The 22,254-nt window shown below is 73.9% G+C and carries 20 protein-coding genes and 1 pseudogene; 19 read left to right on the forward strand and 2 right to left on the reverse strand.

Annotated features, from left to right (window positions below; genetic code table 11):
* Nucleotides 1-105: 105 nt before the first annotated feature.
* The 12 genes and pseudogenes from ACTEI_RS03270 (at nucleotide 106) to ACTEI_RS03325 (ending at nucleotide 11,399) form a co-directional block, all read left to right on the forward strand.
* A complete protein-coding gene (locus tag ACTEI_RS03270; RefSeq protein WP_122976274.1) occupies nucleotides 106-474 on the forward strand; it encodes a holo-ACP synthase in 369 nt (122 codons plus the stop codon).
* Nucleotides 475-486: 12 nt separating this feature from the next.
* Nucleotides 487-1,938, forward strand: coding sequence for an NAD(P)H-hydrate dehydratase (locus ACTEI_RS03275; RefSeq protein ID WP_122976275.1), 1,452 nt, complete (start codon nucleotides 487-489; stop codon nucleotides 1,936-1,938).
* Between the two features lie 48 nt (nucleotides 1,939-1,986).
* A complete protein-coding gene (alr, locus tag ACTEI_RS03280; RefSeq protein WP_122976276.1) occupies nucleotides 1,987-3,105 on the forward strand; it encodes an alanine racemase in 1,119 nt (372 codons plus the stop codon).
* A 353-nt stretch (nucleotides 3,106-3,458) separates the two neighbouring features.
* Nucleotides 3,459-4,298: pseudogene (locus ACTEI_RS03285) on the forward strand (alpha/beta fold hydrolase); the annotation flags it as partial.
* Entirely contained in the window at nucleotides 4,295-4,744 is a 450-nt protein-coding gene (tsaE, locus tag ACTEI_RS03290) for a tRNA (adenosine(37)-N6)-threonylcarbamoyltransferase complex ATPase subunit type 1 TsaE (protein WP_122976278.1), read from the forward strand. The pseudogene ACTEI_RS03285 and the gene tsaE, both read left to right, overlap by 4 nt.
* Nucleotides 4,741-5,424, forward strand: coding sequence for a uracil-DNA glycosylase (gene ung / locus ACTEI_RS03295; protein WP_122976279.1), 684 nt, complete (start codon nucleotides 4,741-4,743; stop codon nucleotides 5,422-5,424). Before tsaE ends, ung begins: the two co-directional genes overlap by 4 nt.
* Before the next feature lie 10 nt (nucleotides 5,425-5,434).
* A complete protein-coding gene (gene tsaB / locus ACTEI_RS03300; RefSeq protein ID WP_122976280.1) occupies nucleotides 5,435-6,094 on the forward strand; it encodes a tRNA (adenosine(37)-N6)-threonylcarbamoyltransferase complex dimerization subunit type 1 TsaB in 660 nt (219 codons plus the stop codon).
* A complete protein-coding gene (gene rimI, locus ACTEI_RS03305; RefSeq protein ID WP_122976281.1) occupies nucleotides 6,094-6,531 on the forward strand; it encodes a ribosomal protein S18-alanine N-acetyltransferase in 438 nt (145 codons plus the stop codon). Before tsaB ends, rimI begins: the two co-directional genes overlap by 1 nt.
* Complete coding sequence (gene tsaD, locus ACTEI_RS03310; RefSeq protein ID WP_122976282.1) at nucleotides 6,524-7,576, forward strand: tRNA (adenosine(37)-N6)-threonylcarbamoyltransferase complex transferase subunit TsaD; 1,053 nt, start codon at nucleotides 6,524-6,526, stop codon at nucleotides 7,574-7,576. Before rimI ends, tsaD begins: the two co-directional genes overlap by 8 nt.
* A 9-nt stretch (nucleotides 7,577-7,585) precedes the next feature.
* On the forward strand, nucleotides 7,586-7,840 hold the full coding sequence (locus ACTEI_RS03315; RefSeq protein ID WP_122976283.1) for a hypothetical protein: 255 nt from the start codon (nucleotides 7,586-7,588) through the stop codon (nucleotides 7,838-7,840).
* Between the two features lie 44 nt (nucleotides 7,841-7,884).
* On the forward strand, nucleotides 7,885-9,570 hold the full coding sequence (locus ACTEI_RS03320) for an ABC transporter ATP-binding protein (protein WP_122976284.1): 1,686 nt from the start codon (nucleotides 7,885-7,887) through the stop codon (nucleotides 9,568-9,570).
* The gene (locus ACTEI_RS03325; RefSeq protein WP_122976285.1) at nucleotides 9,567-11,399 is read left to right on the forward strand and encodes an ABC transporter ATP-binding protein; all 1,833 of its coding nucleotides are present in this window, start codon (nucleotides 9,567-9,569) and stop codon (nucleotides 11,397-11,399) included. Before ACTEI_RS03320 ends, ACTEI_RS03325 begins: the two co-directional genes overlap by 4 nt.
* Nucleotides 11,400-11,447: 48 nt before the next feature.
* Here ACTEI_RS03325 and groL read toward each other — a convergent pair whose 3' ends face one another.
* The gene (gene groL, locus ACTEI_RS03330) at nucleotides 11,448-13,100 is read right to left on the reverse strand and encodes a chaperonin GroEL (protein WP_122976286.1); all 1,653 of its coding nucleotides are present in this window, start codon (nucleotides 13,098-13,100) and stop codon (nucleotides 11,448-11,450) included.
* Between the two features lie 70 nt (nucleotides 13,101-13,170).
* Nucleotides 13,171-13,485, reverse strand: a complete 315-nt coding sequence (groES, locus tag ACTEI_RS03335) for a co-chaperone GroES (protein WP_014440794.1) — start codon at nucleotides 13,483-13,485, stop codon at nucleotides 13,171-13,173.
* Between the two features lie 214 nt (nucleotides 13,486-13,699).
* Here groES and ACTEI_RS03340 point away from each other — a divergent pair, with 214 nt between their 5' ends.
* The 7 genes from ACTEI_RS03340 (at nucleotide 13,700) to ACTEI_RS36695 (ending at nucleotide 22,192) form a co-directional block, all read left to right on the forward strand.
* Complete coding sequence (locus tag ACTEI_RS03340) at nucleotides 13,700-14,899, forward strand: class I SAM-dependent methyltransferase (protein WP_239082281.1); 1,200 nt, start codon at nucleotides 13,700-13,702, stop codon at nucleotides 14,897-14,899.
* A 211-nt stretch (nucleotides 14,900-15,110) separates the two neighbouring features.
* The gene (gene ybaK, locus ACTEI_RS03345) at nucleotides 15,111-15,593 is read left to right on the forward strand and encodes a Cys-tRNA(Pro) deacylase (RefSeq protein WP_122981891.1); all 483 of its coding nucleotides are present in this window, start codon (nucleotides 15,111-15,113) and stop codon (nucleotides 15,591-15,593) included.
* Between the two features lie 567 nt (nucleotides 15,594-16,160).
* A complete protein-coding gene (locus ACTEI_RS03350; RefSeq protein WP_122976288.1) occupies nucleotides 16,161-17,267 on the forward strand; it encodes a sugar ABC transporter substrate-binding protein in 1,107 nt (368 codons plus the stop codon).
* A 118-nt stretch (nucleotides 17,268-17,385) separates the two neighbouring features.
* Complete coding sequence (locus ACTEI_RS03355; RefSeq protein WP_122976289.1) at nucleotides 17,386-18,189, forward strand: ATP-binding cassette domain-containing protein; 804 nt, start codon at nucleotides 17,386-17,388, stop codon at nucleotides 18,187-18,189.
* Nucleotides 18,186-19,448, forward strand: a complete 1,263-nt coding sequence (locus ACTEI_RS03360) for a sugar ABC transporter permease (RefSeq protein ID WP_122976290.1) — start codon at nucleotides 18,186-18,188, stop codon at nucleotides 19,446-19,448. The genes ACTEI_RS03355 and ACTEI_RS03360 overlap by 4 nt, the downstream gene beginning before the upstream one ends.
* Before the next feature lie 31 nt (nucleotides 19,449-19,479).
* The gene (locus tag ACTEI_RS03365; protein WP_122976291.1) at nucleotides 19,480-20,658 is read left to right on the forward strand and encodes an ROK family transcriptional regulator; all 1,179 of its coding nucleotides are present in this window, start codon (nucleotides 19,480-19,482) and stop codon (nucleotides 20,656-20,658) included.
* 46 nt (nucleotides 20,659-20,704) lie between these two features.
* Nucleotides 20,705-22,192, forward strand: coding sequence for a M16 family metallopeptidase (locus ACTEI_RS36695; protein WP_164465822.1), 1,488 nt, complete (start codon nucleotides 20,705-20,707; stop codon nucleotides 22,190-22,192).
* The last annotated feature ends 62 nt before the right edge of the window (nucleotides 22,193-22,254 follow it).

The raw sequence follows: 22,254 nt of genomic DNA on the forward strand, positions 1-22,254 counted from the left end.
GACGGACGCGCCGACGGTAGGCGGTTCCCGAAGCCGCCGGGGACCCCTGTGGACAACGCTGCGCAGCATGTCCACAGGGCGGCGGGGACCGTTAGGGTGTCCGTTGTGATCGTGTCTGTCGGCATCGACGTCGTCCTGGTGGACCGCTTCGCCCGTGCGCTCGATCGGACCCCGCTGCTCGCCGACCGCCTGTTCACCGAGGCGGAGCGGCTGACCGGGTCGGGCAACCCGCGCTCGGCGGAGTCGCTGGCCGCCCGGTTCGCCGCCAAGGAGGCGGTGGCCAAGGCGCTGGGCGCCCCGGCCGGGCTGCGCTGGCACGACTGCGAGATCGTCAGCGACCCGGACGGCCGTCCCTGGTTGACCGTTTCGGGTACGGTCGCCGCCGCCGCGACCGAGCGCGGCATCAGCCGGTGGCACCTGTCGCTGTCGCACGACGGCGGGATCGCGTCCGCGATGGTGGTCGCCGAGGCCTAGGAGGGACGACGCATGCGGCAGGCATGGCGGGTCGCGGACGTACGCGCGGCGGAGCAGACCCTGATGGCGACGCTGCCGGAGGGCACGCTGATGCGGCGGGCCGCGGCCGGCCTGGCCCGGCGCTGCGCGCTGCTGCTCGGGGACACCGGCGGCGTCTACGGCGCCCGGGTGCTGCTGCTGGTCGGCAGCGGCGACAACGGCGGCGACACGCTCTACGCCGGCGCGGCGCTGGCCGCCCGCGGCGCTCAGGTGCGTGCACTGCTGCTCACCCCGGACCGGGTGCATCTGGCCGGGTTGGCCGCGCTGCGCCGGTCCGGTGGATTCACCACGACCGACCTGCCCGCCCGGGCCGACCTGGTGCTCGACGGCATCGTCGGGATCGGCGCGGCCGGCGGTCTGCGCCCGGCGGCCGCGGCGCTGGTGAGCCGGCTCGGCGAGCTGCGCGGCCGGACCGGGCAGCGGCCCCCGGTGGTGGCCGTGGATGTGCCCAGCGGGGTGGCCGTGGACACCGGCGACGTGCCGGGCGAGGCGGTGACCGCGGACGTCACGGTGACCTTCGGCTGCCTGAAGCCGGCCCACGTGGCCGGTCCGGCGGCGCCCCGCTGCGGGCAGGTCGAGCTGGTCGACATCGGGCTGGGACCGGTGCTGGTCACCGATCCGGCGGTGCGGGTGGCCGAGGCGGCCGACGTCGCGGCCTGGTGGCCCCGGCCGGGGGCGGCCTCGGACAAGTACACCCGCGGCGTGGTCGGCCTGGCCACCGGCTCGGCGCGGTACCCGGGCGCCGCGCTGCTGTCCACGGCCGGGGCGCTGGCGGGGCCGGCCGGGATGGTGCGCTACGCCGGCAGCGCCCACCGGGAGGTGGTCCGCGCCCACCCGTCGGTGGTGGCCGCGCCGCGGGTGGGCGACGCCGGCCGGGTGCAGGCCTGGGCCTGCGGCTCCGGGCTGGGCACCGACCACGCCGCGCGTACCGAGCTGCGCAGCGTGCTGGCCACCCCGCTGCCGGTGCTGCTGGACGCGGACGCGATCACCCTGCTGGTCGGCGGCGAGCACGCCGAGGACCTGCGCCGGGACGCGCCGCTGGTGCTGACCCCGCACGACGGCGAGTTCAAGCGGCTGGCCGGGGAGGCGCCGGGCGCCGACCGGATGGGCGCGGCGGCCCGGCTGGCCGCCTGGACCAATGCCGTGGTGCTGCTCAAGGGCGACCGGACGATCGTGGCGTCCCCGGGCGGCGAGATCTGGGCCAATCCCACCGGCACCGCGGCGCTGGCCACCGCGGGCAGCGGCGACGTCCTGGCCGGCTTGCTCGGGTCGCTGCTGGCGGCCGGCGTGCCGGCGGTCCGGGCGGCGGTGGCCGCGGCGTACGTGCACGGCCTGGCGGGCCGCCACGCGGCGCTGGCCGGGCCGGTGACCGCGCCGGACATCGCCGCGGCCGTGCGCCCGGTCCTGGCCGCTCTGCTGGGGTGACCACCCGGTCCGGGGGAAACTGTCGTACCCCTCAGTAGGGTGGATGGCATGTGGCAGGCCGAAGTCCGTGTCGATCTGGACGCCATCCGGGACAATGTCGCGATGCTGCGCGCCGGCACCTCCGCCGAGGTGCTGGTCGCCGTCAAGGCCGACGGCTACGGCCACGGCATGGTCCCGGCCGCCCGGGCCGCGGTGGCCGGCGGCGCGACCTGGCTCGGGGTGGCCACCCTCGACGAGGCGCTCCAGCTGCGCCGGGCCGGTCTCGAGGCGCGGGTGCTGGCCTGGCTGATCGCGCCCGGGCTGCCGCTGCACGAGGGGGTCGCGGCCGGGATCGACCTGAGCGCCGCCACCCCCGGCCTGCTCGGCGAGCTGGTCACGGCCGCGCGCCGGGCCGGGCGGACCGCCCGGGTGCACCTGAAGCTGGACACCGGGCTGGCCCGCGGCGGGGCGGCGCCCGCCGGGTGGCCGGCGCTGTTCGAGGCGGCGGCCAAGGCGCAGGCCGACGGCGACCTGGAAGTTGTCGGGGTGTGGAGCCACCTGGCGTGCGCCGACGACCCGGGGCACGAGTCGATCGACCGGCAGCTCGCCGCCTTCACCGCCGGGCTGGCCCTGGCCGGGGAGTATGCGCTGACCCCGCGGTACCGGCACATCGCCAACTCGGCGGCCACCCTGACCCGTCCGGACGCCCACTTCGACCTGGTCCGGGTCGGCATCGCGGCGTACGGGCTGTCCCCGATCGCCGGCCGCACCTACGGGCTGCGCCCGGCGATGACCGCCCGCGCCCGGGTGACCATGACCAAGCGGGTGCCGGCCGGCCAGGGCGTGTCGTACGGCCTGACCTACCACACCGCCGCGGAGACCACCCTGGCCGTCGTCCCCCTGGGCTACGGCGACGGGGTGCCCCGGCACGCGTCCAGCGCCGGCCCGGTGCGGATCGGCGGGACCACCGCGCGGATCGCCGGCCGGGTCTGCATGGACCAGGTGGTGGTGGACGTCGGCGACGCCCCGGTGGCGCCCGGCGACGTGGCCACCCTGTTCGGCCCGGGCGACGACGGCGCCCCGACCGCCGACGACTGGGCGGCGGCGACCGGCACCATCAACTACGAGATCGTCACCCGGTTCGGCAGCAGCCGGGTGCCCCGGGTCTACACCGGGGAGGTCGCGTGAGCCCGTCGCGGGCGGCGCGGCGGGCCGGGGTGGCCGGCGCCGTGCTCGGTGTCGCGGCGGCCGGGCTGGCCACCGCGTTCGCCGTCGAGCGGGTGCTGGTGCGCCGCTCGGTCAACAAGCCCGGTGACCCGTATGTCGACGAGCCGTTCGGCGCGCAGCCGTTCGACGAGCAGCTGACGGTGACCGCGGCGGACGGCACGGAGCTGCACGTGGAGATCGTGCTGCCCGGGCAGCCGGGCGCGCCCGCGGCAGGGCGGCCCGGCGTGGCCGGGGAGGGGCGCGCGGGCGTGGCCGGGGAGGGGCGCGCGGGCGTGGCCGGGGAGGGGCGCGCGGGCGTGGCCGGGGAGGAGCGCGCGGGCGCGGACGAGGGGAAGCCGACGATCGTCTTCGTGCACGGCTTCGCCCTGGACATGGGCACCTTCTACTTCCAGCGCAAGGTGCTCGCCGAGCGCGGCGAGCACCGGCTGGTCTTCTACGACCAGCCCGGGCACGGCCGCTCCAGCAAGCTGCACTCCGGGACGTACGACATCGCCGCCCTGGGCCGGTCGCTGGCCGCGGTGCTCGACGCGACCGTTCCGGACGGGCGCATCATCCTGGTCGGGCACTCGATGGGCGGCATGACCATCATGGCGTTCGCCGAGCAGTACCCGGAGTGGTTCGGCAACCGGGTGGTCGGCGTGGTGCTGATGTCCACCTCGGCCGGCCTGTTCGACAAGGCCACGCTGGGTGTGACGAACGTGGTGGCCCGGGCCAGCGCGCCGTTCTTCCCGCTCTGGGACAAGGCGGCCCGGCTGGGCGGCGGCACCATCGACCGGGCCCGGGTGGCCTCCTCCGACCTGGCCTGGCTGCTCACCCGGCGGTACGGCTTCGGCGAGGCCCGGCCCAGCCCCACGCTGGTCACCTTCGTGGAGAGCATGAACTCCCGCACCTCGGTGGAGACGCTCACCAAATATCTGAACACGCTCTACCGGCACAGCCGGCTGCCGGCGCTGTCCGCGCTGCGCGGCGTCCCGGTGCTGGTGGTCGTCGGCACCCGGGACTACCTCACCCCGGTCACTCACTCCGAGCAGATCATCGAGCAGCTGCCCGAGGCCGAGCTGCTGAAGGTCGAGAACAGCGGGCACGTTGTGATGCTGGAGAAGGCCGACGAGGTGAACGCGGCCCTGATCCCGTTCCTGGAGAAGATCTCGTGAAGCTGACCACCGTCGAACAGACCCACGCGTTCGGCCGCCGGCTGGCCGCGGTGCTGCGCCCGGGCGACCTGGTGCTGCTGACCGGGCCGTTGGGGGCCGGCAAGACCGCGCTGGTGCAGGGCATCGGCGCGGGGCTGGGCGTGCAGGGGCCGATCACCTCGCCGACGTTCGTGATCGCCCGGCTGCATCGTGGCCCGGTGCCGCTGGTGCACGCGGACGCGTACCGGCTGGGCGACCGGCCGGACCCGCGCGCCGAGATCGACGACCTGGACCTGGACGCCTCCGCCGACGAGGCGGTCACCGTGGTGGAGTGGGGCGCCGGCCTGGTCGAGCAGCTGAACGACGAGTACCTCCTGGTCCGCATCGAGCGGCTGGACGACGACACCCGAGTGATCGAATTGGTGCCGCACGGCGGCGACTGGGCACTTCGACTGGAGAAGATGTGAACCTGATCGAGCGGCTTCCCGCGCAGTGGCGCGCCGAGCTGGCCCCCTTCCTCGATGGCCCGGCGACCGCCGCGCTGGGTGAGTTCGTCGCGGCGGAGTACGCCGCGCAGACCGTCTACCCGCCGGTGGAGGACCTGTTCGCGGCGTACCGGCTGTGCCTGCCGGAGCAGACCCGGGTGCTGATCCTGGGCCAGGACCCCTACCACGGCCCGGGGCAGGCGCACGGGCTGAGCTTCAGCGTGCGCGACGGGATCCGGGTGCCGCCGTCGCTGCGCAACGTGTTCAAGGAGCTCGCCGAGGACGTCGGGGTCGCCCCGCCGACCGGTGGCGACCTCACCGGCTGGGCCCGGCAGGGCGTGCTGCTGCTCAACGCGGTGCTGACGGTGCGGGCCGGCAAGGCCGCCTCGCACGCCGGCAAGGGCTGGGAAGCGTTCACCGACGCGACGATCCGGGCGCTGAACGCGCGCGACGACCGGATCGTCTTCCTGCTCTGGGGCGGCTACGCGAGGAAGAAGGCCGAGCTGATCACCAACCCGGTGCACGCGGTGCTGGAGGCGGGGCACCCGAGCCCGCTCAACCGGGCCGGGTTCCTCGGCAGCCGCCCGTTCAGCGCCGCGAACAAGGCGCTGGCCGACGCCGGGCGCCCGGTGGTGGACTGGGATCCCCGGGCCACCGTCTAGGGTTTCAGACGTGCTCGTACTCGCTCTGGACACCGCCACGCCCGCTTCGACGGCGGCGCTCGTCGAGGTCACCACGGACGGCCTGTTCGGGGTGGCGGAAAGTCGTACCGTCGATCCGCGCGCGCACGGCGAGAAGCTGGCGCCGGAGATCGCGACGGTGCTGCAGGTCGCCGGGCGCCGGCCGGGTGACCTGGCCGCGATCGTGGCCGGCCTGGGCCCGGGGCCGTTCACCGGTCTGCGGGTGGGGCTGGCCACCGCGGCGAGCATGGGTCAGGCGCTCGGCATCCCGACGTACGGCGTGTGCTCGCTGGACGCGCTGGGCCGCGCGGCCGGTCCGGGCCGGGTGCTGGTCGCCACGGACGCGCGCCGGCGCGAGGTCTACTACGCCACCTACGCCGACGGCGAGCGGGTGTCCGGGCCCGACGTCGCCAAGCCGGCCGACGTGCCGGTCGGCGGCCTGGACCGGGCCGCCGGCGAGGGCGCGCTGAAGTACGGCGACGTCTTCGGCCTGCCGGTCGAGGAGCATCTGCTGCACCCGCCCGGGGCGGCCCTGGTCGCGATCGCCGCCGAGCGGGTCCGCTCGTCCGCGCCCGGCGAGATCCTCACCCCGCTCTACCTGCGCCGTCCGGACGCGGTCGAGCCGGCCGGTCGCAAGCCGGTGCTGACCTGATGCGGATCGAACGTTTCCGCTGGTGGCACATCGACGAGGTGCTGCCGATCGAGGCTGATCTCTTCGGCGCCGAGCGGTGGTCCGCCGCGATGTTCTGGAACGAGCTCGCCCAGCGCCACCACTACGTGGTCGCGACGGTGGACGGCGCGGTCGCCGGTTACGCCGGCCTGTCCGTCGTGGACGACGACGAGTCCTGGGTGCAGAACATCGCGGTCCGCCGGGACGCCCAGCGGCTCGGCATCGGCCGCGCCCTGTTGGAGGACCTGCTCGGCGAGGCGGCGCGCCGCGGGGTCGGCCGGACCCTGCTGGAGGTGGCGGTCGACAACCATCCGGCGCAGAAGCTGTACGCCACCTACGATTTCGAGCCGGTCGGCATCCGCCGCGGCTACTACCAGCCCAGCAACACCGACGCCCTGGTGATGATGCGAGATGCGTGACGAGCCCCTGGTCCTCGGGATCGAGACCTCCTGCGACGAGACCGGAGTCGGCGTCGTGCGCGGGCACACCCTGCTCGCCGACGCGCTGGCCTCCAGCGTGGAGCAGCACGCCCGGTTCGGCGGCGTGGTGCCCGAGGTGGCCAGCCGGGCGCACCTGGAGGCGCTGGTCCCGACCATGCAGCGGGCGCTGGACGAGGCCGGCGTGACCCTGGCCGACGTCGACGCGATCGCGGTCACCAGCGGCCCGGGCCTGGCCGGCGCGCTGCTGGTCGGGGTGGCCGCCGCCAAGGGGTACGCACTGGCCGCGGAGAAACCGATCTACGGCGTGAACCACCTGGCCGCGCACGTGGCGGTGGACACCCTGGAGCACGGCCCGCTGCCCGAGCCAGCGGTGGCCATGCTGGTCTCCGGCGGCCACTCGTCGCTGTTGCTGGTCGACGACCTGACCGCCGGGGTCACCCCGCTCGGCGCGACCATCGACGACGCGGCCGGTGAGGCGTTCGACAAGGTGGCCCGGCTGCTCGGGCTGGGTTTCCCGGGCGGTCCGATCATCGACCGGTCGGCGCGCGACGGCGACCCGGCCTCGATCGCCTTCCCGCGCGGGCTGACCGCGCCGAAGGACCAGGCCGAGCACCGGTTCGACTTCTCCTTCTCCGGGTTGAAGACCGCGGTGGCGCGCTGGGTGGAGGCGCGGGAACGGGCCGGCGAGCCGGTGCCGGTCGCCGATGTCGCGGCCAGCTTCCAGGAGGCGGTCTGTGACGTGCTCACCGCCAAGGCGATCGACGCCTGCCGCAGCAGCGGGGTGCGCACGCTGGTGATCGGCGGAGGCGTGGCGGCCAACTCGCGTCTGCGGCTGCTGGCGGAGGAACGCGCGGCCCGGCACGGGATCGCGGTGCGGGTGCCGCGCCCGCAACTGTGCACCGACAACGGCGCGATGGTCGCCGCCCTGGGTTCGCATCTGGTCGCGGCCGGGGTCGCGCCGAGCCGCCTGGACCTGCCGGCCGATTCCGCGATGGGTTTGACCTCGGTCAGCGTGCCGGGGTAGGAAGCCACCATGATCGCGCGGATGTGGGAGGTGCGGGCCTCGCGCAGCGGCTTCGACGAGCTGCTGAGCTGGGTCTGCGACACGGCGGTGCCGGCACTCGAGGTGCTGCCACAACATGTGTCGAGTGACGTCTATTCGTCCACGGATCATCGCATCGTCGTCATCACCAAATGGCGCAACACCCCGGAGAGCCTGCCCGCGCCGCCGGAGAAGCTGGTAGCACGCGCTCCGCACGTCTGGGATTTCACCCCCGTCGATCGCTGAGCGGTCGCCGCAAGGGCATCGACGGCCTTACCGTCGACAGCCTGATGCGCAGACTGCCCGTGGCCGATCCCGGCCTGCCCGATGCCCGGTCCGCCACCCGATATCTGAGCTGGCTGATCGGGCGCTCCGGTATGACGATCGGCACGGCGGTCGTGCTCGCGGTGGCCTGGATGGGCTGCCAGTCACTGGTGCCCGCGATGGTCGGCCGGGCCATCGACGCGGCCGCGCGCGAGCACGGGCGGGCGCTGCTCGGCTGGGCTCTGGCGCTGTTCGGCGTCGGCGTGGTGCAGGCGCTCACCGGGATCAGCCGGCACCGCTTCGCGGTGGTCAACTGGCTGGGCGCCGGCTTCCGTACCGTGCAGGTGACCGTGCGGCAGGCGAACCGGCTCGGCTCGTCGCTGCCGCGCCGCCTGGCCGCCGGCGAGGTGGTCGCGATCGGCACCTCGGACATCAACCACATCGGTGGCGCCGTGGACGTCGCGGCCCGCGGGACCGGGGCGCTGCTGGCCGTCACCACGGTCACCGTGCTGCTGCTGCGCACCTCGGTGCCGCTCGGGCTGGTGGTGCTGGTCGGCGTGCCGGCGCTGATGGCCGTCGTGAGCGGACTGATCCGGCCGCTGCACCGGCGGCAGCAGGCGTACCGGGAGCAGCAGGGCCGGCTCACCGGCCAGGCCGCCGACCTGGTCACCGGGTTGCGGGTGCTGCGCGGCGTGGGCGGCGAGGCGGTGATGGTGGCGCGCTACCGCGCGCAGTCGCAGGCGCTGCGCGCGGCCGGGGTACGCACCGCCGCCGTCGAGTCGCTGCTGGAAGCCGCCCAGGTGCTGCTGCCCGGCACCTTCCTGGTGCTGGTCACCTGGCTGGGCGCGCGGTCGGCCGCGGACGGGCGGATCACGGTCGGCCAGCTGGTCTCGTTCTATGCGTACGCCGCGTTCCTGGTCGCGCCGCTGCGGCAGCTCACCGACTCGATCGACAAGCTGACCCGGGGCCATGTGTCGGCCCGCCGGGTGGTGGCCATGCTGCGGATGCGCCGGGACCTGCCGGACCCGCCGGTCCCGGTCGCGCCGCCGGGCGGTGACCTGGCCGACCCGGAGTCCGGGGTACGCATCGTCCCGGGCCGGCTGACCGCGATCGTGGCCGAGGACCCGGCCGACGCGGCGCGGATCGCCGACCGGCTCGGCCGGTACGCCCCCGGCGCCACGCTGGGCGGGGTGCCGCTGACCGAGCTGCCGCTGGCCGTGGTGCGGGAGCGGATCCTGGTCGCGGAGAACGAGGCACGGCTGTTCTCCGGCCGCCTGCGGGCGGACCTGGATCCGTACCGGAGCGGCCGGCTGCCGCAGGCTCTGGCGGCCGCGGCGGCGCAGGACATCGTGGACGGTCTGCCGCACGGGCTGGACAGCGTGGTCGCCGAGCGTGGCCGGTCCTTCTCCGGTGGCCAGCAGCAGCGGCTGCGCCTGGCCCGGGCGCTGGTCGCCGATCCGGAGATCCTGATCCTGGTGGAGCCGACCAACGCGGTCGACGCGCACACCGAGGCCCGGATCGCCGAGCGGATCCGGGCGGTGCGGGCCGGGCGGACCACGGTCGTCTGCTCGTCCAGCCCGCTCGTGCTGCGGCACACCGACCGGGTGCTCCATGTGCGGCGCGGCCGGGTGGTGGCGGCCGGCACCCATCACGAGCTGCTCGCCGGTGAGCCGGGTTATGCCCGCGTGGTGCTCCGGGGGGACCGGCCGTGAGCCAGGCGCTGCCGGTGGCGAGCCGTGCCCAGGTCTGGCGGTACGCCCGCGCCCTGTTCCGCGACCATCCCGGCATGTTCCGCGCCACGGTGGGCCTGCACCTGCTGGCCGCGCTGGCCGGGCTGGCCGGTCCGCGCCTGCTCGGCGATCTGGTGCAGGCCGTTCAGCACGGGGCGCGGGTCGCCGAGCTGGACCGGCTGGCGGCGATGCTGGCCGGATTCGTGACGCTGCAGGCGGTGCTGATCCGGTTCGCGTACCTGGCCTCGGCCCGGCTCGGCGAGCAGGTGCTGGCCCGGCTCCGCGAGGAGTTCGTCGCCCGGGTGCTCACCCTGCCGCTGGACACGGTGGAGTCGGCGGGGACCGGGGACCTGCTCACCCGGACCACCCGGGACGTCGACGCGCTCTCCAAGTGCGTCCGGCTGGCCGTGCCGGAGACGATGATCGCGCTGCTCACCGGTGCTCTGGTGGTGGTCGCGCTGATCGCGGTGGACCCGGTGCTAGCCGCCCCGCTGCTGGTCGGCGTGCCGATCACGGTGGCCGGCACCCGCTGGTACGTACGCCGCGCCCCGTCCGGCTACCTGCGGCAGAACGCGGCCTACTCGGAGGTGACCGACGGGCTCACCGAGACGGTCGAGGGCGCCCGCACGGTCGAGGCGCTGGGGCGGCAGGCGCAGCGGGTGGCGCGTACCGACCGGGATCTGAGCCGGTCCTGGCGGGCCGAGCGGTACACCCTGTTCCTGCGGACGGTGTGGTGGCCGGTGATCGAGGTCGGGTACGTGCTGCCGATGGTCCTGACCCTGCTCACCGGCGGCTGGCTGTATCTGCGCGGCACGGTCACCCTGGGCCAGCTGACCGCGGCGGTGGTGTACGTCCAGCAGTTGATCCACCCGCTGGACCGGCTGCTCTCCTGGCTCGACGAGCTGCAGGTGGGGGCGGCCTCGCTGGCCCGGCTGCTCGGGGTGACCGTGGTGCCGCAGCCGTCCCGGGGGCCGGCGCCGGAGCCGGCCGGGCCGACGATCGAGGTGCGCGGCGTGCGGTTCGGATACGTCCGGGGCCGGGAGGTGCTGCGCGGCGTGGACCTGACCCTGCGGCCGGGGGAGCGGCTGGCCGTGGTCGGCCCGTCCGGCGCCGGCAAGTCCACCCTGGGCCGGCTGCTGGCCGGCGTCCACCAGCCCACCGCGGGCAGCGTGACGGTCGGCGGGGTGCCGCTCGGCGCGCTCGGCGCGGACCGGTTGCGCGCCGAGGTGGCGCTGGTCAGCCAGGAGCATCACGTGTTCATCGGGACGCTGCGCGACAACGTGGCGATGGCCCGCCCGGCGGCGCCGGAGCCGGACGTACGGGCCGCGCTCGCCGCCGTGCACGCGCTGGACTGGGCGCAGGCGCTGCCGCGCGGGCTGGACACCCGGGTCGGCGACGGCGGGTGGCCGTTGACCGCCGCCCAGGCGCAGCAGGTTGCGCTGGCCCGGCTGATCCTCGCCGACCCGCACACGCTGGTGCTGGACGAGGCGACCGCGATGCTCGATCCACGGGCCGCCCGGGACCTGGAGCGGTCGCTGGCGGCGGTGGTGCACGGGCGGACGGTGGTGGCGATCGTGCACCGGCTGTTCTCGGCGCACGACGCGGACCGGGTCGCGGTGGTGGAGGACGGGCGGATCACCGAGCTGGGCTCGCACGACGAGCTGGTGGCGGCGGACGGGTCGTACGCGGCCCTCTGGCGCTCGTGGCAGGGCGGGGACGAGAACGCGGGCCGCCGGCACGAGCCCGGGGCGGCCGGGGAACCGGCCGCACCGGCCCGGACAGCGGCCGAGGGGCTGCTGGGCAGCCATTGAAAAAGGCGCGCCCCGTGCGGGACGCGCCTTTTTCGTGGACGAACCGGATCAGAAGCCCGGACCGTGCTGGTGGCCGTGCCCGTGACCGTGGCTGTGGCCGTGTCCACCGGCCGCGGCGGGGGCCGGCTCGGCCGGCTTCTCCACCACGAGGCTCTCGGTGGTCAGCAGCAGCGCGGCGATCGAGACGGCGTTGGAGACCGCGTTGCGGGTCACCTTCACCGGGTCGATGATGCCGGCGGCGGCCAGGTCGACGTACTCGTCGGTGGCCGCGTTGAGGCCGTGGCCCCAGCCCAGCTCGCCGACCTTGCCCACCACGACGTAGCCGTCGTGGCCGGCGTTCTGCGCGATCCAGCGCAGCGGCTCCACCAGCGCCTTGCGAACGATCGAGACGCCGATCGCCTCTTCGCCGGTGAGGCCCAGGTCGCCGTCCAGCTCCTTGGCGACCTGCGCGAGGGCGGCGCCACCGCCGGGGACGGTGCCCTCCTCGACGGCCGCCTTGGTCGCCGCGATGGCGTCCTCGATGCGGTGCTTGCGCTCCTTCATCTCGACCTCGGTGGCCGCGCCGACCTTGATCACCGCGACGCCGCCGGAGAGCTTGGCCAGCCGCTCCGAGAGCTTCTCCCGGTCCCAGTCGGAGTCCGACGCCTCGATCTCCTTGCGGATCTGGGCGACCCGGTCGGCGACCTCGGAGGCGTTCCCGCCACCGTCGACGATGGTGGTGTTCTCCTTGTCGACCACGACCCGCCGGGCGGTGCCCAGCTGCTCGATGCCGACCTGGTCGAGCTTGTAGCCGAGCTCGGGGGCGATCAGCTCGCCGCCGGTGGCGATCGCCAGGTCCTGCAGGATCGCCTTGCGGCGGTCACCGAAGCCGGGCGCCTTCACCGCGGCGACCTTGATGGTCTTCCGCAGCGCGTTGACCACCAGCGTGGAGAGCGCCTGGCCCTCCACGTCCTCGGCCACGATCAGCAGCGGCTTGCCGGTCTGCAGCACCTTCTCCAGCAGCGGGAGCAGCTCCTCGATGCTGGAGATCTTCTGGGTGGTGAGGAGGATGTGCGCGTCCTCCAGCACCGCCTCCTGCGACTCCGGGTCGGTGACGAAGTTCGGCGAGATGAAGCCCTTGTCGAACTGCAGACCCTCGGTGACGTCGAGCTCGGTGTGCAGCGCCGAGCCCTCCTCGACGGTGATCACACCGTCGCGGCCGACCCGGTCCATCGCCTCGGCGATCAGCTCGCCGATGGTGGCGTCCTGGGCCGAGATGGTGGCCACGTTCGCGATCGCCTTGTGGTCGGCGACCTCGACGGCCTTGGCCAGCAGCGCCTTGGAGACGGTCTCGGCGGCCAGGTCCATGCCGCGCTTGAGGCCGATCGGGTTGGCGCCCGCGGTGACGTTGCGCAGACCCTCGCGGACCAGCGCCTGCGCCAGCACGGTGGCCGTGGTGGTCCCGTCGCCGGCGACGTCGTTGGTCTTGGTCGCCACCTCCTTGACCAGCTGCGCGCCGAGGTTCTGGTACGGGTCGGTGAGCTCGATCTCCTTGGCGATGGTGACGCCGTCGTTGGTGATCGTGGGGGCGCCGAACTTCTTGTCCAGGACGACGTTGCGACCGCGGGGGCCGAGGGTGACCTTGACCGTGTCGGCGAGCGTGTTGACGCCGTGCTCCAGCAGGTGCCGGGCGTCGTCGGAGAAACTCAGGATCTTCGCCATGAATGGTCCCTTCACGCACTACCGCCCCGGTCCGGTTGCCCGGGCCGAGGCGGTCAGCACTGTCAGTAGGTCACTTCTCGATGACCGCGAGGACGTCGCGGGCGGAGAGCACCAGGTACTCCTCACCGGCGTACTTGACCTCGGTGCCGCCGTACTTCGAGTAGAGGACCACGTCGCCGACCTTGACGTCGAGCGGAACCCGGTTCCCCTTGTCGTCGATCCGGCCGGGGCCGACAGCGAGGACGGTGCCCTCCTGCGGCTTCTCCTTCGCGGTGTCGGGGATCACGATGCCCGACGCCGTGGTGGTCTCGGCCTCGTTCGCCTGGACCACGATGCGGTCCTCGAGCGGCTTGATCGCAACCTTGGTCGCGGTAGTCACGGGCATACCCTCCTGGGTACAGGTTTCGCCGGCCTTGAACCAGGCCGGTCAGATGCCTCATGCCACCGGGCGGGGCCGTCGTCGCGGGTGCCGGTCCGCCTGGCGCTAGCCGCACGGACGGGCCGGGCGGCTGGCACCCTCATGTTGAGAGTGCTAACCGGAGATTATGCCGGAACTAGCACTCCGTCAACCAGAGTGCCAACCTGTCACGCCGAGGAGAATGCCTGGTGTGACCCCTGAACTTCTTGCTGTGCTGCAAACCCCCGAAGGGGCGGAGGCCCTGGCCGTGGCGGCCGAGGTGGGCGACGGCGAGCCGCTCGCCGCGGCCTCGGCGTTACGGGCCCGGGGCTTCGGCGCGGAGCTGGCCGCAGCCGCACTCACCCAGGCTAGTTTGCGTCGCCGGGCGGCGGTGAAGTTCGGCCCGGACGCCGCCGGAATGTTCTTCACCCGGCACGGCCTGGAGCAGGCGACCCGGGCGGTGGTGGCGCAGCGGCGGGCCGCCCGGCTGGCCGCCTGCGGCGTCCGGACCCTCGCCGACCTGGGCTGTGGGCTGGGCTCCGACGCGCTCGCCGCGGCCCGGCACGGCATTTCGGTGTACGCCGTGGACGCCGACCCGGCCACCGCCGCGCTGGCCGCCGCGAACGCCGCGGCCGCCGGACTGGCCGACCGGATCACCGTGACGTGCGCCGACGCCACCACGGTCGCGGTGGAGGGGTACGACGCCGTCTTCGCCGACCCGGCCCGGCGGCAGACCGGGCGTGGCCGGGTGTTCGACCCGAAGGCGTACTCGCCGCCCTGGGACTTCGTCGCCGGTCTGGCCCGGCGGGTCCCGCGCACGGTGCTCAAGCTGGCCCCGGGCATCGATCACGGGCTGCTGCCGCCGGGCGCCGAGGGCGAGTGGGTGAGCGTCGGCGGCGACCTGGTGGAGGCGGCGTTCTGGTGCGGCCCGCTGGCGGCGGCGCCCCGGCGGGCCACCCTGCTGGGCGGCCCCGAGCCGGCCGAGCTGACCGGCTCGGGGCGGGAGCGTGCCCCGACCGGCCCGGTCGGCGCGTGGTTCTACGACCCGGACCCGGCGGTGGTCCGCTCGCACCTGGTCGCCGAGTTCGCCGCGTCGGTCGGTGGGCGGCTGGGCGACCCGGAGATCGCCTACGTCTACACCGACGACCCGGTGGACACGCCGTTCGCCCGGCGGCTGGAGGTGACCGACGTGCTGCCGTTCTCCCTCAAACGGCTGCGCGCGCTGCTGCGCGACCGCGGCGTCGGCACCCTGGAGATCCGCAAGCGGGGGTCCGCGCTGGTCCCCGACCAGCTGCGCAAGGATCTGCGGCTGTCCGGGCCGAACGCGGCCGGGCTGGTGCTGACCCGGGTGGACGGCGCGCCGGCCGCCCTGCTGACCGCGCACTCCACGCCGCCGGTGTGACCGCGCACTCCACGCCGCCCGGTGTGACCGTGCGCTCCGCGCCGCCGGGGTGATCGTGCACTTCACGCCGCCGGGATGAATGTGCACTTCATGCCGCCCGGTGTGATCGTGCGCTTCGCGCCGCCCGGTGTGATCGTGCGCTCCGCGCCGCCGGGGTGATCGTGGCGACGCGGGGAGCGCGTGTCCCGTGCTCCCGGGTAACCTGCGGCACATGCCGAAGAAGGCGGCCGGCACGCCGGCCACGGTGCTGCTGACCGCGGAGCGGGTGGCGCACACCCTGCATCCGTACCAGGTCTCGCCGGACGCGCCCAACTACGGCGCCCTGGTTGCGCAGGCCCTCGGGGTCGCGCCGGAACGGCTGTTCAAGACGTTGGTGGCCGATGTGGACGGCCGCCTGGTCGTCGGCGTGGTGCCGGTCACCGGCGAGCTGGACCTGAAGGCGCTGGCGCAGGCCACCGGTGGCAAGCGGGCGGCGCTGGCCGACCGGGGCGCCGCCGAGCGCAGCAGTGGGTACGTGCGCGGGGGCATCAGCCCGCTCGGGCAGCGCAAGCGTCTGCCCACGGTGGTCGACGACTCGGCCGCGACCCTGGACCTGATGTACGTCTCGGCGGGCCGCCGCGGCCTGCAGGTCGCCCTGGCGCCGGCCGACCTGATCCGGCTGACCGCCGCGTCCGTGGCCCGCATCCGGGCCTGACGGCTCCCCGCCCGGGGCTCGGCTGACCCGTCGGTGCCGGGCGCGCATCCGGGCCTGAGGGCTCCCGGGCCGGGGCTCGGCTGACCCGTCGGTGCCGGGCGCGCATCCGGGCCTGAGGGCTCCCAAGCCGGGGCTCGGCTGACCCGTCGGTGCCGGGCGCGCATCCGGGCCTGAGGGCTCCCGCCCGGGGCCCGGCTGACCCGTCGGCGCCGGGCCCGCATCCGGGCCTGACCGCCTCGCCGCGCGCCAGAATCGTTCGGCTGTCCGAATCGGATCGGCCCATGCCACACGGCGAGATCACCCAACGCGACGAGGCGCGTCGACATCCGTGACCCTGGCTCGCCGGTAACGGCTTTTTCCCGGGATCGTGTTGCCGGATTGTTATCCACGGTTATCAGATGGATCACCGTAGTGCCTTGTGTTCTAGGCCACGTCAGGAATACGTTGCCGGGCACAACAAACCGGTTCCTGATCCATCGGCACCAGGGGAGCGCACTCCCAGGCACGCATCGCCCCTGACGAATCCGACCCAAGGTCCCGGATTTACCCCCCGAAAGGACATACGGAATGCGTAAGGGACTGTTCGCCCTTGCCGCGGCCGGACTGCTGGCCGGCAGCATGGCCGCCTGTAGCGACAAGAGCGACGACTCCAGTGCCGGCGGCGGCAGCGGTGAGGCCGCGAAGGCCGGCAAGGTCGGCGTGATCCTGCCCGACACCAAGAGCTCGGCCCGCTGGGAGACGGCGGACTACAAATACCTGACCGAGGCGTTCAAGGCGGCCGGGGTCGAGGCCGAGATCAAGAACGCGCAGGGCGACAAGGCCTCGTTCCAGACCATCGCCGACGGCATGATCCAGAGCGGCGTCAAGGTCCTCATGATCGTGAACCTGGACTCCGGCACCGGCAAGAACGTGCTGGAGAACGCCAAGAAGGCCGGCATCGCGACGATCGACTACGACCGCCTCACCCTCAGCGGCGGCGCCGACTACTACGTGTCCTTCGACAACGTCGAGGTCGGCAAGCTGCAGGGCCAGGGGTTGGTGGACTGCCTGACCGCGGCCAAGGCCAGCAAACCTGTGGTGTCGTACCTCAACGGCTCGCCGACCGACAACAACGCCACCCTGTTCAAGGAGGGCTACGACTCGGTCCTGGCGCCCAAGTTCCAGTCCGGTGAGTACCTCAAGGGCCCGGACGACGCCGTTCCGGAGTGGGACAACGCCAAGGGCGGCACGATCTTCGAGCAGCAGCTCACCAAGAACAACAAGATCGCCGGCGTGCTGGCGGCCAACGACGGCCTCGGCAACGCGGCCATCGAGGTGCTGAAGAAGAACAAGCTCAACGGCAAGGTCCCGGTGACCGGCCAGGACGCCACCGTGCAGGGCCTGCAGAACATCCTCGCCGGCGACCAGTGCATGACCGTCTACAAGGCGATCAAGAAGGAGGCCGACGCGGCCGCCGAGCTGGCCATCGCGCTCGCCAAGAGCCAGACGCCGACCACGGCCACCGGCACCGTGACCGACCCGCAGTCGAAGAAGGAGGTCAAGTCCGTGCTGCTCAAGCCGGAGGCGATCACCAAGGCGAACGTCAAGGCGGTCGTCGACGACGGTTTCGTGACCAAGGCGGAGCTGTGCACCGCCGCCTTCGCGAAGGCCTGCGCCGAAGCGGGCATCAGCTGACCCGGCAGCACCCCCGCTGAACCCGGTGCCGGCGCCGCTCACGTCCGCGTGGGCGGCGCCGGATCCGGTTTCGCAGCGCCCCCCGAACGGCCGGTCACCGAACGAAGGAGAAACATCCGTGGCCGCGACACCCCTACTGGAACTGCGCGGGATCGACAAGAGTTTCGGTCCCGTACAGGTCCTGCACGACGTCGAACTGAGCGTCTACCCCGGCGAGGTGACCGCCCTGGTGGGCGACAACGGCGCCGGCAAGTCGACGCTGGTCAAGTGCATCAGTGGCATCCACCCGATCGACGCGGGCACGGTGACCTTCGAGGGCAGGCAGGTCACCATCCACAGCCCCCGGGACGCCGCCGAGCTCGGCATCGAGGTCGTCTACCAGGACCTGGCCCTCTGCGACAACCTGGACATCGTCCAGAACATGTTCCTCGGCCGGGAGAAGAAGCGCGGCATCGTCCTGGACGAGCCGACCATGGAGCAGATGGCCGGCGAGACCCTGGCCAGCCTCTCGGTACGCACCGTCAAGTCGCTGCGCCAGCTGGTGGCCAGCCTCTCCGGCGGCCAGCGGCAGACCGTGGCGATCGCCAAGGCGGTCCTCTGGAACAGCCGGGTCGTCATCCTGGACGAGCCCACCGCGGCGCTGGGCGTGGCCCAGACCGCCCAGGTGCTGGAACTGGTGCGCCGGCTGGCCGACAACGGCCTCGGCGTCGTGCTGATCTCGCACAACATGAACGACGTCTTCGCGGTCTCGGACCGGATCGCCGCGCTGTACCTGGGCCGGATGGCCGCCCAGGTGCGGGCCAGCGACGTCACCCACGCCCAGGTCGTCGAGCTGATCACCGGCGGACGCAGCGGCAATCTGGGCCTCCCGCCGGAGAAGCCCACCGACTTCGTCGACATCACGCCGGGAGCCGAGAAGTGACCACCACCCCCACCCTGGAGACCGCCGGGGGCGTCAAGGTCGTCAAGCCGACCGTCGCCAGCCACTTCCGGGACTACCTCGGCCGGGTCCGCGGCGGTGACCTCGGCGCCCTGCCCGCCGTCCTGGGCCTGATCGTCCTCGTGGCGATCTTCGGAAGCGCCCGGTACGACACCTTCTTCAGCGCCGGCAACTTCGCGAACCTGTTCAACCAGGCGGCCGGCCTCACCATGATCGCGATGGGCCTGATCTTCATCCTGCTGCTGGGGGAGATCGACCTCTCCGCCGGTTTCGCGGCCGGTGTCTGCGGCGCGGTGATGGCGATCCTGCTCACCGAGCGCGGCTACGCCCAGCCGGTGGCGTTGATCGCGGCGCTGGCCACCGGCGTGGTGATCGGCCTGATGCTGGGCCTGCTGGTGGCCAAGGTCGGCATCCCGTCGTTCGTCGTCACGCTGGCCGCCTTCCTGGCCTTCCAGGGCGTCCTGCTGAACCTGCTCGGCGAGGGCAAGAACATCTCGATCCCGGACGGCTTCATCAAGTCGCTGAACAAGGACAGCCTGCCGGTCTCCTGGAGCTGGGGTCTCGCCGTGGTCGCGGTGGCCGTCTTCACGCTGGTCCAGTTCCTGCGCTACCGGGGCCGGGCGGCCCGCGGCCTGGTCACCGAGCCGATCGGCATCATCCTGCTGCGGGTCGCCGGCATCGCGGCGCTGATCCTGCTCACCACCGCCGCCCTGACCCAGGAGCGCGCGATCAACCCGGCGGTCGCGTCGATCAAGGGCGTTCCGATCGCCGCGCCGCTGATCGGCGGCTTCCTGGTGCTCTGGACCTTCGTCCTGGGCCGGACCACGTACGGCCGGCACGTCTACGCGGTCGGCGGCAACGCCGAGGCCGCCCGGCGGGCCGGCATCCCGGTCGACCGGATCCGGATCTCGGTCTTCGTGATCGGCTCCTTCATGGCCGCGGTGGGCGGTGTCATGCTGGTCAGCCGGGCCGGCTCGGTGGACCCGAACACCGGTGGCAGCAGCACCCTGCTCTACTCGGTCGGCGCGGCGGTGATCGGTGGCACCAGCCTCTTCGGCGGCAAGGGCAAGGTCATCCACGCGGTGATCGGTGGCGCGGTGATCGCCGTCATCGACAACGGCATGCTGCTGATGGACTTCTCGTCCGGCACCCGGTACATCTTCACCGGCATCATCCTGCTCATCGCCGCGGGTGTCGACGCGCTGGCCCGGCGCCGTGCGGCGGCCACCGGTAACCGATGAGCGAGCCGCGCGAGCGGAGAACGGAACGCTGATGCGCGTGGGCCCGAGCCAGGAAGAGGTCCGCCGGCACAACCTCGGGACCCTGCTGCGCTACGTCCACGTGCACGGCGCCACCTCCCGGGCGGAACTCACCAGCCGGCTCGGCCTCAACCGCAGCACCATCGGGGCCCTCACCGCCGAGCTGATCAGCGCGGGGCTGGTCAGCGAGGCGGTGCCGAAACAGACCCGCCGGGCCGGGCGGCCGTCCCTGGTCGTCCGGCCCGAGTCGGAGCTGGTCTTCGCGTACGCCCTGAGCATCGAGGTGGACCGGGTGCGCGCCGCCCGGGTCGGGCTGGGCGGGCGGATCCTGGAACAGCACGAGTCCCGGCGGCCGCCCGGGATGGGCGCGGACGAGGCGGTCGAGCCGCTGGCCCGCTTCGTCCGCGCGATGCGCGACCGGGTTCCCGGCGGCGCCCGCTGCGTCGGCAGCGGCCTGGCGGTGGCCGGCATGGTGCGCCGCGAGGACGGGATGGTCCGGCTGGCGCCGACCATCGGCTGGGTCGAGGAGCCGGTCGGCGCCGCCCTGCGCGCCGAGCTGGGCGGGCCCGACCGGCTGATCGTCGGCAATCACGCCGACGTCTGCGCGCTCGCCGAACACGCCCGCGGCGCGGCGGTCGGCTGCGACAACGTCATCTACCTGTACGGCGACGTCGGTGTCGGGGCCGGCATCGTGGCCGGCGGGCGGCGGGTCACCGGGCACGGCGGGTACGGCGGCGAGGTCGGCCACATGGTCGTCAACCCGTACGGCCGGCCGTGCGACTGCGGCTCCCGGGGCTGCTGGGAGACCGAGATCGGCGAGCACGCGCTGCTGCACCTCTCCGGGCGCGGGGACCGTACCGGCCGGGACGCCGTGCTGGCCGTGGTCGACGCCGCGGTCCGCGGGGACAGCCAGGCGCAGCATGCGCTCCGGCACGTCGGCGACTGGATCGGCCTGGGCGTCGGCAACCTGGTCAACATCTTCAACCCGGAAGTGGTGATCTTCGGCGGCACGCTGCGCGACGTCTACCTGGTCGCCGCGGCCCAGATCCGCAGCCGGCTCAACGCGGTCGGGCTGCCCGCCTGCCGCGAGCACGTCCGCCTGCGCACCCCGGAGCTCGGGGCGGACGCCGCGCTGATCGGGGCCGCCGAACTCGCGTTCGACCACCTGCTGGACGATCCACTGGTCTCCTGATCACCCGACCGGCGCGGACCATCGCGGAAGATCTATGCTGCCGCCCATGTCCCCGCGCCATCCTGATGCACCGCTCGAAGTGGACGGCGTACCCGCGCTGCTCGCGCCGACCACCGGGCCGATGCACGCGGGTCTGGTCTTCCGGGTCGGTCTCGTGGACGAGCCGCTGGCCCGGCGGGGAATCACCCACCTGATCGAGCACCTCGCGGCGTACGTGCCGGGGCGGGCGGCGGCACACCGGAACAGCCGGACCGGGGTCGAGCACACCTACTTCCACGTGCAGGGGACCGAGGACGAGATCGCCGAGTTCCTGACCGGCGTCTGCGAGCGGCTGCGGAACCTGCCCGCCGAGCGGCTCGCCGGGGAGCGCGACGCGCTGCGGGCCGAGGCGGCCGGGCAGCCCGCCGACCCGATGCCGATGTGGCGGCACGGCGCCCGGGACTTCGGCATGTCCAGCTATCCCGAGCTCGGCCTGCCGCAGCTTCGCCCGCAGCACCTGGACGACTGGGTGAACCGCTACTTCACCAGGGACAACGCCGCGCTGTGGGTGGGCGGTGACGCGATCCCGGCGGGGCTGAAGCTGGACCTGCCGGGCGGGGAGCGCCGCCCGGCGCCGGCGCCGTCCTCGGCGCTGCCGGACACCCCGGCGTACTTCTGCGGCGACTCCGGCGTCCTGGCCTGGGACACCGTGGTGCCCCGGGCGCCGGTCGCCGCCGTCCTGGCCAACGTGCTGGAACGCCGGATGGTCCGCGACCTGCGGGACCGGGACGGGCACGCGGACCGCATCCGGACCAGGTACGAGCCGCGCGCCGACGGGACCGCGCGCATCGTCGCCATCGCCGAGCCCGGGCCGGAGCGGGCGGACGCCGCCCTCGCCGGGTGGGTACGCCTGCTGGCGGCGGTGGGCGCCGGGCAGATCGACGAGGACGACGTGACCGCGGTGGCCGAGCTGACCCGGGCCGGCCTGCGGGCCGCCGACGAGCGCGGGGCGCGCCTGCCGGGACAGGCGTTCAACCTGCTCACCGGCCATCCGGTGCAGGATCTCGACGAGGCGTTGGCCGCGGTGCGCGCGGTGACCCGGGACGACGTGGTCAAGGCGGCGGAGACCGCGTACCGGGGCGGGCTGCTGATGACACCGGCCGGGACCGACGCCGACCTTCCCGGGTACGCCGCGGCGCCGGCCGCCTCGGCCGAGGCGGTGCCCGGCCGGGTCCGGCGCGGCCGGCGCCATCGCGAGCTGCGGCTGGTGTCCGGCCCGGACGGGGTGAGCACGATCGACGGCGACACCGTCACCACGGTCCGCTACGACGCCTGCGCCGCGCTGCTCGCCTGGCCGGACGGCGGCCGGCAGCTGATCGGCCACGACGCGCTGACGGTCCGGGCCGAGCCGACGCTGTACCGCCGGGCCGGCGAGCTGACCGCCGAGATCGACGCCCGGGTACCCGCCGAGGTGCGGGTCGAACTGACCGCCCGCGAGCCCGAGGCGATCCCGCAGCCGCCGCGGCGGGCCCGGTGGTGGCTGCGCCGCGGCTGAACCGCGGGATCGAGCGCGGCGGCACCGGCCGGGGCGCCCGGCGGCGCCCGGCGGCCGGCGGC

The organism is Actinoplanes teichomyceticus ATCC 31121, from assembly GCF_003711105.1.
Classification (GTDB): Bacteria; Actinomycetota; Actinomycetes; order Mycobacteriales; family Micromonosporaceae; genus Actinoplanes; species Actinoplanes teichomyceticus.